Annotated in this window: 13 protein-coding genes and 1 pseudogene; 10 read left to right on the top strand and 4 right to left on the bottom strand. The window is 68.1% G+C overall.

Going from position 1 to position 15,843, the window contains the following annotated elements:
* The first annotated feature begins 1 nt into the window (after position 1).
* The 8 genes from WMK75_RS10905 to WMK75_RS10870 are packed head-to-tail and all read left to right on the top strand — an operon-like array spanning position 2 to position 9,300.
* Complete coding sequence (locus WMK75_RS10905; RefSeq protein WP_347267702.1) at positions 2 to 862, top strand: carbohydrate ABC transporter permease; 861 nt, start codon at positions 2 to 4, stop codon at positions 860 to 862.
* Positions 863 to 864: 2 nt separating this feature from the next.
* On the top strand, positions 865 to 2,604 hold the full coding sequence (gene araD, locus WMK75_RS10900; RefSeq protein WP_347267701.1) for an L-arabinonate dehydratase: 1,740 nt from the start codon (positions 865 to 867) through the stop codon (positions 2,602 to 2,604).
* A gap of 11 nt (positions 2,605 to 2,615) precedes the next feature.
* Positions 2,616 to 3,398: an aldolase/citrate lyase family protein gene (locus tag WMK75_RS10895; protein ID WP_347267700.1), complete on the top strand. Its 783-nt coding sequence runs from the start codon at positions 2,616 to 2,618 to the stop codon at positions 3,396 to 3,398.
* A 1-nt stretch (position 3,399) separates the two neighbouring features.
* Positions 3,400 to 4,281, top strand: coding sequence for an SMP-30/gluconolactonase/LRE family protein (locus WMK75_RS10890; RefSeq protein ID WP_347267699.1), 882 nt, complete (start codon positions 3,400 to 3,402; stop codon positions 4,279 to 4,281).
* 1 nt (position 4,282) lies between these two features.
* Positions 4,283 to 5,041, top strand: a complete 759-nt coding sequence (locus WMK75_RS10885) for an SDR family oxidoreductase (protein ID WP_347267698.1) — start codon at positions 4,283 to 4,285, stop codon at positions 5,039 to 5,041.
* Positions 5,042 to 5,057: 16 nt separating this feature from the next.
* The gene (locus tag WMK75_RS10880; protein ID WP_347267697.1) at positions 5,058 to 7,052 is read left to right on the top strand and encodes an alpha-glucosidase; all 1,995 of its coding nucleotides are present in this window, start codon (positions 5,058 to 5,060) and stop codon (positions 7,050 to 7,052) included.
* A 2-nt stretch (positions 7,053 to 7,054) separates the two neighbouring features.
* Positions 7,055 to 7,846, top strand: a complete 792-nt coding sequence (locus WMK75_RS10875) for a sulfite exporter TauE/SafE family protein (protein ID WP_347267696.1) — start codon at positions 7,055 to 7,057, stop codon at positions 7,844 to 7,846.
* Positions 7,843 to 9,300 (top strand): NAD-dependent succinate-semialdehyde dehydrogenase, encoded by a 1,458-nt coding sequence (locus WMK75_RS10870; RefSeq protein WP_347267695.1) that lies wholly within the window; start codon positions 7,843 to 7,845, stop codon positions 9,298 to 9,300. The genes WMK75_RS10875 and WMK75_RS10870 overlap by 4 nt, the downstream gene beginning before the upstream one ends.
* A gap of 57 nt (positions 9,301 to 9,357) precedes the next feature.
* On the opposite strand, the gene WMK75_RS10865 is transcribed toward WMK75_RS10870, so the two are convergent.
* Positions 9,358 to 10,377: an aldose epimerase family protein gene (locus tag WMK75_RS10865; protein WP_347267694.1), complete on the bottom strand. Its 1,020-nt coding sequence runs from the start codon at positions 10,375 to 10,377 to the stop codon at positions 9,358 to 9,360.
* 82 nt (positions 10,378 to 10,459) lie between these two features.
* Complete coding sequence (locus WMK75_RS10860) at positions 10,460 to 11,377, bottom strand: LysR substrate-binding domain-containing protein (protein ID WP_347267720.1); 918 nt, start codon at positions 11,375 to 11,377, stop codon at positions 10,460 to 10,462.
* Between the two features lie 122 nt (positions 11,378 to 11,499).
* On the opposite strand from WMK75_RS10860, the gene katG reads away from it, so the two are divergent.
* Positions 11,500 to 13,674 carry a catalase/peroxidase HPI gene (gene katG, locus WMK75_RS10855; RefSeq protein WP_347267693.1) on the top strand — a complete coding sequence of 725 codons (2,175 nt, stop codon included), beginning with the start codon at positions 11,500 to 11,502 and terminating at the stop codon, positions 13,672 to 13,674.
* A 52-nt stretch (positions 13,675 to 13,726) separates the two neighbouring features.
* Here the strand turns inward: katG and WMK75_RS10850 are convergent, their stop codons facing one another.
* A complete protein-coding gene (locus tag WMK75_RS10850) occupies positions 13,727 to 13,858 on the bottom strand; it encodes a hypothetical protein (RefSeq protein ID WP_347267692.1) in 132 nt (43 codons plus the stop codon).
* A 27-nt stretch (positions 13,859 to 13,885) separates the two neighbouring features.
* Positions 13,886 to 14,221, bottom strand: coding sequence for a hypothetical protein (locus WMK75_RS10845; RefSeq protein ID WP_347267691.1), 336 nt, complete (start codon positions 14,219 to 14,221; stop codon positions 13,886 to 13,888).
* Between the two features lie 84 nt (positions 14,222 to 14,305).
* On the opposite strand from WMK75_RS10845, the pseudogene istA reads away from it, so the two are divergent.
* Positions 14,306 to 15,803: pseudogene (istA, locus tag WMK75_RS10840) on the top strand (IS21 family transposase).
* Positions 15,804 to 15,843: the final 40 nt, after the last annotated feature.

The raw sequence follows: 15,843 nt of genomic DNA, 5'->3' as shown, positions 1-15,843 counted from the left end.
GATGACTGCAACTGCCATTTCCCCCGCCTCGCCCATGGCGCTGCTTTCGGGTCGGCCGCTGCGGCTGATCGTCGGCGCCATCCTGCTGGTGAACGGGCTGTTTCCCGCGCTGTGGATCCTGTTCACCTCGCTCAAGACCGAGGCGGAGCTGACCGCGCTGCCGATCACCTGGGCACCGGCGGCGCCGACGCTGGCCAATTATGCCACCGCCTTTCGCGACCAGCCGCTGCACCTGTTCCTGTTCAACAGCTTCATGGTGGCGCTGCTCGCGACGGCGCTGACCATCCTGATCTCGGTGCTGGCGGCCTATGCCATCGCGCGGCTGAACCTGCGCCACCGCGGGCTGATCCTGTCGGCGATCATCGCGGTATCCACCTTCCCGCTGGTCACGCTCCTGGTGCCGCTGTTCGAGATCATGCGCGCGCTGTCCTTGCTGAACACCTGGACCGCGCTGGTGCTGCCCTATACCGTGCTGTCGCTGCCAGTCTGCACGCTGATCCTGGTGTCCTTTTTCGAGGGCATCCCGCGCGATCTGGAAAACGCCGCGATGATCGACGGCTGCACCCGACTGGGGGCGCTGTTCAAGATCGTGGTGCCGCTGGCGGCGCCGGGCGTGTTCACCGCCGGCATCCTGGCTTTCGTGAACTCCTGGGACGAATTCCTGCTGGCGCTCTCGTTCAACTCGAACCCGGCGCTGCGCACGCTGCCGGTGGGCATCCAGCTTTACCAGGGCGAGTTCGCCTTTCCCTGGCCGGTGATCTCGGCGGCGCTGGTGGTGGGCATCGTGCCGGTGGCCATCCTGATCGTGATTTTCCAGGAACGCGTGGTCTCGGGCCTGACCGCAGGAGGTATCAAGGGATGAGCATGGACAAACCCCGCCGCAGCATCACCGACCTGCGCTCGCAGCGCTGGTATGCCGCCGACAACATGCGCGGCTTTGCCCATCGCCAGCGCACGCAGCAGATGGGCCTGCGCCGCGAGGAATTCATGGGCCGCCCGGTCATCGGCATCCTGAACACCTGGAGCGAGATGAGCCCCTGTCACATCCACCTGCGCGACCGCGCCGAGGCGGTCAAGCGCGGCGTCTGGCAGGCCGGCGGCTATCCGGTGGAACTGCCGGCGCTGTCGGTGGGCGAGGTGATGGTGAAACCCACCACCATGCTTTACCGCAACATGCTGGCGATGGAGGCCGAGGAGCTGCTGCGCAGCCACCCGATCGACGGCGCCGTGCTGCTGGGCGGCTGCGACAAGTCCACGCCGGGCCTGCTGATGGGCGCCACCTCGATGGACCTGCCGGTGATCTTCTGCCCGGCCGGGCCGATGTCGAACGGCCAGTGGCGCGGGCAAAAGACCGGCGCCGGCACCCACACCAAGAAATACTGGGACGAGCTGCGCGCCGGCAATATCACCCAGGCCGACTGGGTGGATCTGGAAAGCCGCATGACGCGCTCGATCGGCACCTGCAACACCATGGGCACGGCCTCGACCATGACCTCGATCGTGGACGCGATGGGGCTGACGCTGCCGGGCGCCAGTTCCCTGCCGGCGGCGGATTCGGGGCATCCGCGCATGGCCTCGGCCTGCGGTGTGCGCATCGTCGAGATGGTCTGGGAGGATCTGAAGCCCTCGGACATCCTGACGCGCGAGACCTTCCTGAACGGGCTGGTGGCCTATATGGCCATGGGCGGCTCGACCAATGCCGCAGTGCACCTGATCGCCATGGCGCGCCGCGCCGGGGTCGAGCTGACGCTCGATGACATGGCCGAGATGGCCGGCCGCGTGCCGGTCGCCGCGAACCTGTTTCCATCCGGGCAATACCTGATGGAGGATTTCTATTTCGCCGGCGGGCTGCTGGCGCTTTTGCGCAAGTTTTCCCATCACCTGCATCTGGACCGGCCGACTGTGGCGGGCCAGACGCTGGGGCAGGCGATTGCGGATGTGGACTGCTGGAACGACGACGTGATCCGCGACGAGGGCAACCCCGTGGTGCCGCTGTCGCGCGGCCGGACGCTGCAGGTGCTGCGCGGCAATCTGGCGCCGCGCGGCGCGGTGATGAAATCCTCGGCCGCCGATCCGCGGTTTCTCAAGCATCAGGGCCCGGCAATCGTTTTCGACAATCCGGGCGAGATGAACCGCGTGCTGGACGACCCCGACCTTGACATCACCGAGGACTGGGTGATCGTGCTGCGCAACGCCGGGCCGGTGGGGGCGCCGGGGATGCCGGAATGGGGCAACCTGCCGATCCCGAAAAAGCTGCTGAAACAGGGGGTGCGCGACATGGTGCGGATCTGCGACGGCCGCATGTCGGGCACGCATTACGGCACCTGCATCCTGCATGTGACGCCCGAGGCGGCGGTGGGCGGCCCCCTGGCGATGCTGCAGACCGGCGACATCGTGGCCCTGGACGTGACCGAGGGCCGGCTGGACATGCTGGTGGACGAGGCGGAACTGGAACGCCGCCGCGCCGCCTGGAAACCCACGGCCCCGGTCTATGCGCGATCCTTCGCGGCCCTTTACCAGCGCCATGTCAGCCAGGCCGACCAGGGCTGCGACTTCGACTTTCTGGAGGGGACTGACCCGGTTCCCGATCCGGTCATCTATTGAAAGGCATGCACATGAACCCTTTTCGCCAGATCCTTGCGCAAAAGACCCCCTTCGGCACCTGGCTGATGGCCGCCGCGCCCGCGACCGGCGAGGCGCTGGGGTTCGCCGGTTTCGATTTTCTGGTCGTGGACATGGAGCATGTCCCGATCGAGATCCCGGACATGGCCCATATCCTGCGCGCCATCGGCTGCACGCCGGCGGTGCCGGTGGTGCGGCTGGCGTGGAACGACCAGATCATGGTCAAGCGCGCCATGGATGCCGGCGCCGAGACGCTGATGCTGCCCTTCATCCAGAATGCGGATGAGGCGCGGGCGGCGGTGTCCTACATGCGCTATCCGCCGCATGGCGTGCGCGGCGTCGCCGCTGTGCACCGTGGCTCGCGCTTTGGCACACTGCCGGGCTATCTGGCCTCGGCGCATGAGAGGGCGTTCTCCATCCTGCAGCTGGAAACCCCCGAGGCGGTGGCAAGCCTTGGCGAGATCGCCGCGGTCGAGGGCGTGGACGCGGTTTTCGTCGGGCCGGGCGATCTGTCGGCGGCCATGGGCCATATCGGCAATATCGCCCATCCCGAGGTGCAGGAGCTGATCGCCCATGCCGCCAAGGCCGCGAAACGCGCCGGCAAGCCGGTGGGCATCGTCGGGCCGAACCCGGCCATGGTGGCGCGCTTTCTGGATTACGGCTATGATTTCGCCGCCGTCGCATCGGATCTGGGCATGCTGACCGGACGCGCCGGCGAATGGCTGGCCGAGATGCGCAAGACCGCGCCCGTCGCCGCGCAGCAATCGGCCTATTGACATGGGCGCGGGGTTCGAACTGGTCTGCGACCTGCGCGCCGGCCTTGGCGAAGGCCCGGTCTGGGATGGCGACCGCCAATGCCTGCGCCTGACCGACATTTCCGCCCGCCGTCTGCATCAGTTCGACCCAGCGTCCGGCGCGGTGGAAACCCTTGACCTGCCCGAGGAACTGGGCTGCTTTGCACCGTCCCGCGCGGGCGGCGTGATCGGCGCCATGCGCAGCGGTATCTGGAATCTGCCCGAGGATGGCCCGGCCCGGCTGCTGGCGGATAACCCCGAAACCCACGCGGGCAGCCGCTTCAACGACGGCACCACCGACCCGCTGGGGCGCTTGCTGGCGGGCACCGTCGATCCCGGCAAGCAGGGGCGCGCGGCACTTTACCGTTTCGACCGGCGCGGGCTGGCGCGGCTGGCGGATGGGCTGATGACTTCGAACGGGCTGGCCTTTTCCCCCGACGGGCGGACGCTTTACCATTCGGACACGCCGCGCTTTGTCATCTACGCCTATGACTATGACGTGACGCGGGGCGAGATCTCGAACCGCCGCACCTTCGTGCAGCTGACCCCGGGCGCGCCCGATCAGGGCCGCCCGGACGGCGCCGCCGTCGATGCCGAGGGCTGTTACTGGAGCGCGCTTTACCAGGGCGCGCGCGTCCACCGCTATGCGCCTTCGGGGGAATTGCTGGAAAGCCATCCGGTGCCGGCGACATCGCCCACCATGCCCTGTTTCGGTGGGCCGGACATGCGCACGCTTTACCTGACCAGCGCGCGCGACGGCTGCACGCCCGAACAGCTGTCCGAGCATCCCCATTCCGGCGGCATCTTCGCCCTGCGCGTGGATGTGCCGGGCCTTCCGAAATCCGCCTTCGACCCGGAGATCTGACATGCCCGAGCCAACCGTCCGCTATGCCTCGCTTGCCGGGCGCCATGTGGTGATCACCGGCGGCGCCTCGGGCATCGGCGCCGAGATGGTGCGCGCCTTTGCCGCCCAGGGCGCGCGGGTGTCTTTTCTTGACATCGACGCCACCGCGGGCAAGGCGCTGGCCCGCGACACGGGCACGCGCTTTCACGCCTGCGACCTGACCGACATCGCCGCCCTGCGCGCCACGCTGGCCGCGGTGGAATCCGAATCCGGCCCCGCCGGCGCGCTGATCAACAATGCCGGCCGCGACGACCGCCACAGCCTGGCCGAGGTCGAGCCGGAATACTGGCGCCGGGCGTTGGCGCTGAACCTTGATCACCAGTTCTTTGCCACACAGGCGCTGGCGCCGGGGATGGCGGCGGCGGGGGGCGGCTCGGTCATCATGCTGGGCTCGATTTCCTGGATGCGCGGGCGGCCGGGCATGGTCGGCTATACCACCGCCAAGGCGGCGATCAACGGCATGACCAAGACACTGGCGCGCGAACTGGGCCCGCAGGGCATCCGCGTCAACTGCCTGGTGCCCGGCGCCATCCTGACCCCGCGGCAGGAGGCCCTGTGGCTGACCCCGGAACTGAACCAGCAGTTCATCGAGTTGCAGGCGCTGAAATTCCGCCTGGACGCCGGCCATGTCGCGCGCATGGCGCTGTTTCTGGCCTCGGACGAAAGCGAAGGCGCCACCGGCGCGAATTTCGTCATCGACGCCGGCCTGACCCAGAACTGATCCCATGAGGCAAGACATGCTGCGACTTGAGGCGACCGAAACCGGATTTCAGCTCTGGCTGGGCAAGCGCCTGATCCTGTCCCATGACCCCCTGCGCCCGGCGGTCTTCATCGGCCGCGGCGATGCGCGCATGGACATGTATCGCGGCAATTTCGACATCGAGGACCAGATCAGCGAGCGCGTGGCGCTGCGCCATGCCGAACTCCGCGACGGGCAGGTGCTGCTGGCGCCCGCGCCGGGCCAGCCGTCGGCGCTGGCGCTGGCGGTCGCACCCGGCCAGATCGGGATTTCGGAACTGGTTCCCGGCCACAACCGCCTGTGGCTGCGCATCGCCGCCGAACCCGGCGAGCATGTCTGGGGCGGTGGCGAGCAGATGTCCTGGTTCGACCTGCGCGGCCGGAAATTCCCGCTCTGGACCTCGGAACCCGGCGTCGGGCGCGACAAGACCACCGAGATCACCTGGCGCGCCGATGCGAGTGGCAAGGCGGGGGGCGATTACTGGAACACCAACTACCCGCAGCCGACTTGGCTTTCCTCGCGCCTCTACGCGCTGCATGTGGACACCACCGCCTATTCCGCCTTCGACTTTCGCCATGCCGACTTCCACGAGATCGAGGTCTGGGAAATCCCGGCCCGGATCGAGCTGTTCGCCGCCCCGGACTTTCCCGCGCTGGTGGGGCAGATGTCGCTGCGTTTCGGCCGTCAGCCGCAACTGCCGGAATGGGTCTATCGGGGCGCGATCCTGGGCCTGAAGGACGGCGAGAACTCCTTCGCCCGCATGGAAAAGATGTTCGCCGCCGGCGTGCGCGTCTCGGGCCTGTGGTGCGAGGACTGGGTGGGCCTGCGCCATACCTCGTTCGGGGCGCGGCTGTTCTGGGACTGGCAGGCCAGCGAGGCGCGCTATCCGAACCTGCGCCAGCGCATCGCCGACCTGCGCGACCGCGGCATCCGCTTTCTGGGCTATGTGAACCCCTATCTGGCCGTCGATGGACCGCTTTATCCCGAGGCGGCGGCGCAGGGCTATTTCGCTACCGACGAAAGCGGCAAGCCGGCACAGGTCGATTTCGGCGAATTCGACTGCGGCGTGGTCGATTTCACCAATCCCGAGGCAGCGGCCTGGTTCGCCGAGCGGGTGATCGGCCAGAACATGCTGGATTTCGGCCTGTCGGGCTGGATGGCGGATTTCGGGGAATACCTGCCGATCGACGTGCATCTGCAAAACGGCGTCGATGCGCGCGTCATGCACAACGCCTGGCCGGTGCTCTGGGCCGAGGTGAACGCCCGCGCCGTCGCAAGCCGCGGCCTGACCGGCGACGCGCTGTGGTTCATGCGCGCGGGATTCACCGGCGTGCAGGCGCATTGCCCGCTGCTTTGGGCCGGCGATCAGTCTGTCGATTTCTCGCGCCATGACGGGCTGGGGACGGTGATCTGCGGCGCGCTGTCCTCGGGGCTTTTGGGCAATGCCTATCACCATTCCGACATCGGCGGCTATACCAGCCTGTTTGGCAACGTCCGTACGCCGGAACTGATCATGCGCTGGTCGGAAATGGCCGCCTTTACCCCGGTCATGCGCAGCCATGAGGGCAACCGCCCCACCGAGAACCTGCAGCTGGACCAGGACCCGCAGGTGCTGGCGCATTTCGCCCGCATGACACAGGTCTATTGCGCGCTGGCGCCCTATCTGCGACATCTCTCGGCCGAGGCCGCCGCGACCGGCCTGCCGGTGCAGCGCCCGCTGTTCCTGCACCACCCCGAGGACCGCGAGGGCTTTGCCGTGCAGGACCAGTATCTTTACGGCGCCGACATGCTGGTTGCCCCCATCTGCGAGGCAGGCCAGGACGCGCGCCAGGTCTGGTTGCCCTCGGGCACGGAATGGGAACAGCTCTGGACCGGCCAGCGCCAGACCGGCGGGCAAAGCATCACCGCCAGCGCCCCGATCGGCGCGCCCGCGGTCTGGTTCCGCCCCGACAGCGCCTTTGCCGATCTGTTCCGCAGCCTGAGGTCGCTGTAACCATGACCGAGCTTGCCGCCCTGCTTGACCCTTCGCTGATCGGCCTCTGGGCGGTGGTCGGGCTGGCGGCCTGGCTGCAGACCCTGACCGGCTTTGCCTTCGGCCTGATCCTGATGGGCGGGGTCGGGCTTTTCGACCTGATCCCGCTGCCCGAGGCGGCGATCCTCGCCAGCATCCTGACGCTGGTGAACGGCGGCATGGTGGTCGGGCGCGAATGGCGCAGCGTCGACCGGCCGGCGCTGGCGCTGTTCATGGCCGGCAGCCTGCCGGGGCTGGCGCTGGGTTATGTGCTGCTGTTGTGGCTGGTCGGCGGCGCGCTGAGCGTGCTGCAACTGGTCCTCGGTGTGCTGATCCTGGGCGCGGCGCTGCAGATGATGCGTCGGCCGGTGACGCGCGCGCACCGCTCGGCGGCCCCGGCCTTTGTCGTTACCGGATTTCTGGGCGGCATGATGGGCGGGATGTTTTCCACCGCCGGGCCGCCGGTGATCTGGCACATGTATCGCCAGCCGGCGACGCTGAACACCATCCGCGCCACGCTGGTGTCGATCTTCGTGCTGAACGGCAGCATGCGGCTGGTGCTGGTGCTGGCCACGACCGGCATCCCCGCCACGACGCTGGTGGCGACCGCCGGGGCGGTGCCGGTGGTGGCGCTTGGCACGCATCTGGCGCAGCGCCACCCGCCGCCGCTGTCGGCGGCCGCAATCCGGCGCCTGGCCTTCGGGCTGCTGTTTCTCTCGGGCCTGGCGCTGAGCCTGCCCGCCCTCTTGCAACTGATGAAGGCTGTCCTGCCATGAACGCTCTTGCCCTGAAAGACCCCTCGCTGCTGGCCGAGCAGTGCCGCATCGGCACGCGCTGGGTCGCGCCCGGCGCCGATGCCATCGCCGTCACCGATCCCTATGACGGCGCGGTGATCGCACGCGTGCCGAACCTGGGCACCGCCGAGGTCGATGAGGCGGTCGCCGCCGCAAGGGCCGCCATGCCCGCCTGGGCCGCGCGCCCGGCCAAGGAACGCGCCGCGGTGCTGCGCCGCTGGCACGACCTGATCGTGCAGAATGCCGACGATCTGGCGCAGATCCTGACCGCCGAACAGGGCAAGCCCCTGGCGGAGGCCCGCGCCGAGATCGTCTCGAACGCCGCCTATCTGGAATGGTTCGCCGAAGAGGCCAAGCGCATCGAGGGCGATTTCATGGCCGGCCCCAATGCCAGCCAGCGCATCCTGGTGATGAAGCAGCCGATCGGCGTCTGTGCCGCGATCACGCCGTGGAATTTCCCGAACGGCATGATCACCCGCAAGGCCGGCCCGGCGCTGGCCGCCGGCTGCGCCATGGTGCTGAAACCCGCCTCGCAGACGCCGCTTTCGGCGCTGGCCCTGGCGCGTCTGGCGGAACGCGCCGGCCTGCCCGAGGGGCTGTTTTCGGTGATCACCGGCCCGGCGCAGGAGATCGGCACCGCCTTCACCAGCCATCCCGACATCGCCAAGATCAGCTTCACCGGCTCGACCGCAGTCGGGCGCTGGCTGATCAAGGCCGCCGCCGACCAGATCAAGCGCCTGTCCTTGGAACTGGGCGGCAACGCGCCCTTCCTGGTCTTCGACGACGCCGATCTTGATGCCGCGGCCGAGGGCGCGCTGATGTCGAAATACCGCAATGCCGGACAGACCTGCGTCTGCGCCAACCGCATCTATGTGCAGGAAAGCGTGGCCGAGGCATTTACCGACAAGCTGCTGGCCAAGGTCGCCGGGCTGCGGCTGGGCCGCGGCAGCGAGGCGGGCGTGACCGTCGGGCCGCTGATCGACGGCAAGGCCGTCGCCAAGATGCAGGAACATGTCGATGACGCGCTGGCGCAGGGCGCGGTGCTGCGCGCCGGCGGCAAGCCCGCGGCGCTTGGCGGCACCTTCTATGAGCCCACGGTGATCACCGGCGTCACGCAGGACATGCTGGTCGCGCGCGAGGAAACCTTTGCGCCCCTGGCCGCCATCATCACCTTCAAGACCGAGGCCGAGGGCGTCGCCATGGCCAATGCCTCGGAATACGGGCTGGCGTCCTATTTCTATGCCCGCGACATCGGCCGCATCTTCCGCGTCGGCGAGGCGCTTGAGGCGGGCATGGTGGGCGTGAACACCCCCGCGCTCGCCAATGAGGTCGCGCCCTTCGGCGGCGTCAAGCAATCGGGCATCGGCCGCGAGGGCTCGAAATACGGCATCGAGGAATATCTGGAGATCAAATATCTGGCGCTTGGCGGGCTGTGAGCGCAAGCTTGTGATCACAAGGCCTGACCGGGGCCGCGCCTGCGGCCCCGGTCCGTTTCAGGCGCTGGAAAAGCGGTATTCGCTGTCCTGCACCCGGACCTCGCCCGGGCGCAGCACCACCGGCGGAAAGCCCGGCTGGTTGACGGCATCAGGCCAGATCTGGGTTTCCAGACAAAAGCCCGCCGCGGGGCCATAGCGCCGCCCGTCAAGCCCCGGCACCGGACAGTCCAGCGCGCCGGCGGTAAATAGCTGCACCCCCGGCTCGGTGGTGGCCAGTTCCAGCTCCAACCCGCCCGGCGCATGCGCCCAGGCGACCGGGCGCAGGGGCCGGGCCGTATCCGACAGGCAGAAATTGTGATCATAGCCCTCTGGCAGTTGCACCAGACGCTCGGCCAGCGCGGTTTCGCGGCGCAGGTCAAAACCCGTGCCCTCCACCGGCTGCGGCCCGCCCCTGGGGATCTTGTCCGCGTCCACCGGCAGATAGCGCGCCGCCTCGATACGCAGCAGGTGGTCGCGCACATCCGGGCCGTGGCCAAGGTTGAAATAGCCGTGGTGGCAGATGTTCACCGGCGTCGGCGCGTCGCAACGGCTGGCGTAGCGGATGCACAGCGCCGCAGCGCGCAGCGCGATGGTGCATTCGGTCCAGACCGTGCCGGGATAGCCGGCATTGCCGGCCGGGTCCTCGATGCCCAGCACCAGCCGGTCGGCGCCCAGGTCAAGCACCCGCCACAGCGCCCGCGCCATGCCCTGGCTGCCGCCATGGATGTGGTTCCTGCCGCCGCGCTCATTGCGCTCAAGCGCGTAATCCCGGCCGTCCAGCGTGAATCGCCCCTGGGCGATGCGATTGGCGCAGCGCCCGGGCGAGGCACCGAAATTGCGTGAATGCGCCAGATAGTCGCCGATGCTGTTCAGCCCCAGCACCAGCGGCGGGGCATGGCCGTCAAAGCGCAGGTCGCGGATCACCGCACCCCAGGTCAGGACCTCGGCACTCAGCCCGTCGCCCTGCAGCCGGATGCTCTCGACCGCGCGTCCGTCCGGCAGCCTGCCGAAGATGCGCCTGGCGGTGCTCTGCGCCATGAAAACCCCCATCGCCGGTCCGCGTTGTCTGCCAGCATGGCACGCGGCGGCGCCGGTCTCCAGCCCTGCGGCGCGGCCGGAATCAGTCCGGAGCTGCGGCCAGCCCGGGCAGCTGCCGGCATTCTTCGCCGACGATGGCGGCGAGGCGGGCATAGCGGGCGGCCAGCGGGCTTGCGCGGCGCCAGACCATGCCGATGCTGCGCCGGGGCCGCGGCGGCGCCAGCCGCGCCACCGCCACCCGTGCCGTGGCGGTTTCGCGCGCCAGCGCCATTTCCGGGATCAGGGTGACGCCGATGCCGGCGCCGACCATCTGCACCAGCGTCGCCAGCGAGGTGCCCTCCATCAGCGTGCGCGGCGCCCCGGCCGGATGGCGGCAATAGGCCAGTGCCTGCTCGCGGAAACAATGCCCCTCCTCAAGCAGCAAAAGCCGCATCTCGCGCAGGGTCTCGGGGCCGGGCACCGGGCGGTCGCGCTCGGCCAGCGGCCGCACCAGCACGAATTCCTCGGAAAACAGCGGATATTCCTGCAGCTCGGGCTGCGAGATCGGCAGCGCCACCACCGCCAGATCCAGCCGCGCCGCCGCCAGATCCTCGATCAGGCGCTGGGTCACCGCCTCGCGCGGGCGCAGGTCCAGCGCCGGAAACAGCGCCGCCAGCCGCACCATCACCGCGGGCAGCAGATAGGGCGCCACCGTCGGGATCATGCCGATGCCCAGCCGCCCCGACAGGTCCTGCCCCGAGGCGCGCGCCAGATCCGAGAGCTCATCGACGGCGCGCAGGATCGCCCGGGCGCGGTCGGCAAGGGTCTCGCCCAGCGGGGTCAGGCGGATGCGGCGGTGGCCGCGCTCGACCAGAGGTGCGCCCAGGTCCTGCTCCAGTTCCCGGATCTGCAGCGACAGCGCCGGCTGCGAGATGGCGCAGGCGGCGGCGGCGCGGCCGAAATGCCCGTGCTGCGCCAGGGCGGTGAAATAGCGAAGCTGCCTCAGCGTGACCATAAGCAGATCATATCACGACCATTGGAAAAACAAAGTTCCCGTTATGACTGACCCGGGTTAGAACAGTGACGGATCCGGCTTCGCCCGCAGCCGCGCGGCGCCCCGGCACGTCAGCAAAGGGGATGACGATGAACGACAATACCGTAAAATCGGCGGGGAAATGCCCGGTGGCGCATGGCGCCATGACCTCGGCGGGCAGTTCGGTGACGAACTGGTGGCCGAATGCCCTGAACCTTGACATCCTGCATCAGCATGACCGCAAGACCAATCCAATGGGCGCGGATTTCGACTATCGCGCGGAACTGGCCAAGCTGGACGTGGCGGCGCTGAAGGCCGACCTGCGGGCGCTGATGACCGACAGCCAGGACTGGTGGCCGGCCGACTGGGGCAGCTATGTCGGCACCTTTGCCCGCATGACCTGGCATGCCGCAGGCACCTATCGCATCAGCGACGGGCGCGGCGGCGCGGCGACCGGCAACCAGCGGTTCGCACCGCTGAATTCCTGGCCCGACAATGCCAATACCGACAAGCCGCGCCGCCTGCTGTGGCCGATCAAGAAGAAATACGGCAACCGCATCAGCTGGGCCGACCTGATCGCCCTGGCCGGCACCATGGCCTATGAGGAAGCCGGGCTGAAGACCTATGGCTTTGCCTTTGGCCGCGAGGACATCTGGCACCCGGAAAAGGACATCTTCTGGGGCGAGGAACGGGAATGGCTGGCGCCCAGCGACCACCGCTATGGCGACCTGGCCAGGGCGGAAAGCCTGGAAAACCCGCTGGCCGCGGTGCAGATGGGGCTGATCTATGTCAACCCCGAGGGGGTGAACGGCAAGCCCGACCCGCTGCGAACCGCCGCGATGATGCGCGAGACCTTCGCCCGCATGGCGATGGATGACGAGGAAACCGTGGCGCTGACCGCCGGTGGCCACACGCTGGGCAAGGCGCATGGCAACGGTAATGCCGCGCATCTGAGCCCGGCGCCCGAATCCGGCGCCATCGAGGATCAGGGCCTGGGCTGGATGATGCGCGCGGGCCGCGGCATCGGCCGCGATGCCGTGGTCAGCGGCCTCGAGGGCGCCTGGACCACGCTTCCGACACGCTGGGACGACGGCTTCTTCGCCATGCTCATGGACCATGAATGGGAGCTGCGCAAATCCCCCGCCGGCGCCTGGCAATACGAGCCGGTGGCGATCGCCGAGGCCGACAAGCCCCAGGATGTCGAGGATCCCTCGCGCCGCCACAATCCGATGATGACCGATGCCGACATGGCGCTGAAGATGGACCCGGCCTATCGCGCCATCTCGCAGCGCTTCCGCGACGATTTCGCCTATTTCGAGCAGGTCTTCGCCCGCGCCTGGTTCAAGCTGACGCATCGCGACCTGGGGCCGCGCTCGCGCTATCTTGGCCCCGACGCCCCCAGCGAGGATCTGATCTGGCAGGACCCGGTGCCCGCGGGCCGCAGCGATTACGACGTGGCGGCGCTGAAGGCGCGCATCGCACAGGCCGGGCTTGCCCCCGCCGAGATGATCGCCACCGCCTGGGACAGCGCGCGCACCTTCCGCGGCTCGGACCGGCGCGGGGGCGCGAATGGCGCCCGCATCCGGCTGGCGCCGCAGCGGGACTGGCCGGGCAATGAGCCCGAGCGGCTGAACCGCGTGCTGGCGGCGCTGGAACCCCTCGCCGCCGAGGCCGGCGCCAGCGTGGCCGACACGATCGTGCTGGCCGGCGGGTTGGGGCTGGAACAGGCGGCGCGCGCCGCGGGGGTCGATCTGACCGTTCCCTTCACCCCCGGCCGCGGCGACGCCAGTGATGCGATGACCGATGCCGCGTCCTTTGCCGTGCTCGAGCCGCTGCACGACGGGTTCCGCAACTGGCTCAAGGCCGATTACGCCGTCGCGCCCGAGGAGCTGTTGCTGGACCGCGCGCAGCTGCTGGGACTGACGGCGGCCGAGATGACCGTGCTGCTGGGCGGCCTGCGGGTTCTGGACACCGCTTACGGCGGCAGCGCGCAGGGGCGCTTCACCGACCGGCCGGGCGCGCTGAGCAATGATTTCTTCGTCAACCTGACCGACATGGGCAATGCCTGGGTGCCGGTCGCCAACGGCTATGAGATCCGCGACCGCAAGACCGGGGCGGTGAAATGGACGGCCTCGCGGGTGGATCTGGTCTTTGGCTCGAATTCGGTGCTGCGTGCCTATGCCGAGGTCTATGCCCAGGACGACAATGCCGCGAAATTCGTGCACGATTTCGTCGCCGCCTGGGTCAAGGTGATGGAGGCCGACCGCTTCGACCTGCACCCCTGAGGAGGCCGGTATCGGGCCGGGCGATCATTGCGCGGCCGGCCCGAGAGCGCCATCAGCGCCGGCAGGAAATCCCTGGGCAGTGCGTCACCCCATCCGGGGCGGAGACGGTCAGCTTGGCCGGGCCGATGAACCACGGCGCCGCCTCGGCCGAGATGATCGCAAAGGACAGCGGCAGTGGGTTCATCGCCTGGCTGCGCAGCGCGCAGGCCGGTCAGCCCGTGAAAGCGTTGAAACCGTCAAGCCCGTCCTCCATCGCCAGCAGCCGTTCAAGCACCCGGTCCGAGGCGCGCAGGCCGTTGTGTTCATGTTCATTGGTCAGCCACAACCGGCAATTGCCAAGGCCCTTGGCGGTCTGCAGGGACAGGTTCATGTCCACATACATGTCATCGGTATAGACCAGCGAGGCGGTCCCGGCCCGGATCACCCGGCCGATGGCGGCCCGGCTGAGAAACACGATGATCGCGATCGTGAGAGCGGCGGTGCGAAATTCGTCCACGGTAGCGGCGGAATAGTCCCGCTTCGGGCGGCGTAAAAGTCGTCCACCCATGTCCTGTCTGCAGCAAGCAGGGAGGGCGGGGAGATCCATACCGTGGAACTTTATCGGAAGGTCCGCATCGCCTGTGGGACCGGCATGAGCCAGCGCGAGGCGGCGAAGCATTTCAACATATCGCGCGACACGGTTCGCAAGATGGTGGCGTATTCGGCGCCGCCCGGCTATCGGCGGCAGTCACCGGTGCGGCGGCCGAAGCTCGACGCATTCGTTGCGACCACCGATCATTGGCTCGATGAGGATGTGAAGGTGCCGCGCAAGCGGCGGCATACGGCCAGGCGAGTGTTCGACCGGCTCCGTGAGGAGTGCGGGCTCACCGGCGGCTACACGATCATCAAGGATTACATGCGCGAGCGCGATCAGCGTCGCCAGGAAGTGTTCGTGCCGCTGGCGCATCCTCCGGGCCATGCGCAGGCCGATTCCGGCGAGGCCATGGTCATGATCGGCGGCGTGGAGCAGAAAGCGCACTTCTTCGTGCTCGACCTGCCGCACAGCGACGGCCGGCTCATGTGCGTGCCTATCCGGCTGCCGTGGCGGAGGCATGGGTCGACGGCCACGTCCATGCGTTCGCCCTCTTCGGGGCGGTGCCGCAGTCGATCGTCTACGACAGTGAGGAGGATCAGGAATTGATCCAGTGGATCAATTCCCCGACGAACCGCTGCCTGGTGGCGAAGATCCTGCCCGACGGCACGCGCAAGCGGGCGACACTGTTCAGCGGTTTTTTGTCTCACTACCTGATCCGGGATCGCTATGGCCGTCCGGGGAAAGGCAACGACAAGGGGAACGTCGAAGGCCTTGTCGGCTATGCCCGGCGCAACTTCATGGTGCCGATCCCGCGGCTTGCGACATGGGATGAGTTCAACGCCTGGCTGGAAGAGCAATGCCGCAAGCGCCAGCGCGACAGGCTGCGCGGCGAGAGCGAGACGATCGGGGAACGCCTGCAGCGCGATCTGGCCGCCATGCGCCCGTTACCGGCCTCGCCCTTCGATACCTGCGATCAGGCCAGCGCCCGTGTCACGGCCCAGTCGCTGGTGCGCTACAAGACCAACGATTATTCCGTCCCGGTCGCCTTCGGTCATCAGGATGGCTTGGTCCGGGGCTATGCCGACGAGGTGGTGATCGATTGCCGCGGCGACATTATCGCCCGTCATCCGCGGAACTGGGAGCGGGAGGACGTTGTCTTCGAGCCGCTGCATTATCTTGCGCTGATCGAGCGAGACAGATCAATGCGCTGGATCAGGCCGCGCCCCTTCAGGGCTAGGCCCTGCCGGAAGAGTTCGCCACACTGCGCCGGCTGATGGAGGCGCGCATGGCCAAGCACGGCCGGCGGGAATACGTGCTGGTGCTGCGGCTCCTGGAAAGCTTCGATCTCGCCGATCTGCACGCGGCGGTGAAGCAGGCCCTGCATCTCGGCGCGATCGGCTTCGACGCGGTCAAGCATCTTCTCCTGTGCCGGGTGGAGCGCCGCCCGCCGAGACTGGACCTGTCGATCTACCCCTACCTGCCAAGGGCGACCGTCGAGAAGACCTCGGCAAAGGCCTACATCCCAAGTTCGACAGCAAAACTGATAAGCGATTGATATTGCTGTCACGAAATTGCGGATTTGCCACAACGTGAGG

This window comes from Paracoccus sp. (in: a-proteobacteria), from assembly GCF_039808215.1.
GTDB lineage: Bacteria > Pseudomonadota > Alphaproteobacteria > Rhodobacterales > Rhodobacteraceae > Paracoccus.
The sequence above is the reverse complement of the archived record's forward strand: the minus strand, read 5'-3'. Positions and strand labels throughout refer to the sequence as shown.

Coding starts and splice junctions, on each gene's coding strand:
- WMK75_RS10905 (WP_347267702.1), top strand. CDS start 2: ATGACTGCAACTGCCATTTCCCCCGCCTCGCCCATGGCGCTGCTTTCG.
- araD (WP_347267701.1), top strand. CDS start 865: ATGGACAAACCCCGCCGCAGCATCACCGACCTGCGCTCGCAGCGCTGG.
- WMK75_RS10895 (WP_347267700.1), top strand. CDS start 2,616: ATGAACCCTTTTCGCCAGATCCTTGCGCAAAAGACCCCCTTCGGCACC.
- WMK75_RS10890 (WP_347267699.1), top strand. CDS start 3,400: ATGGGCGCGGGGTTCGAACTGGTCTGCGACCTGCGCGCCGGCCTTGGC.
- WMK75_RS10885 (WP_347267698.1), top strand. CDS start 4,283: ATGCCCGAGCCAACCGTCCGCTATGCCTCGCTTGCCGGGCGCCATGTG.
- WMK75_RS10880 (WP_347267697.1), top strand. CDS start 5,058: ATGCTGCGACTTGAGGCGACCGAAACCGGATTTCAGCTCTGGCTGGGC.
- WMK75_RS10875 (WP_347267696.1), top strand. CDS start 7,055: ATGACCGAGCTTGCCGCCCTGCTTGACCCTTCGCTGATCGGCCTCTGG.
- WMK75_RS10870 (WP_347267695.1), top strand. CDS start 7,843: ATGAACGCTCTTGCCCTGAAAGACCCCTCGCTGCTGGCCGAGCAGTGC.
- WMK75_RS10865 (WP_347267694.1), bottom strand. CDS start 10,377: ATGGCGCAGAGCACCGCCAGGCGCATCTTCGGCAGGCTGCCGGACGGA.
- katG (WP_347267693.1), top strand. CDS start 11,500: ATGAACGACAATACCGTAAAATCGGCGGGGAAATGCCCGGTGGCGCAT.
- WMK75_RS10850 (WP_347267692.1), bottom strand. CDS start 13,858: ATGAACCCACTGCCGCTGTCCTTTGCGATCATCTCGGCCGAGGCGGCG.
- WMK75_RS10845 (WP_347267691.1), bottom strand. CDS start 14,221: ATGGGTGGACGACTTTTACGCCGCCCGAAGCGGGACTATTCCGCCGCT.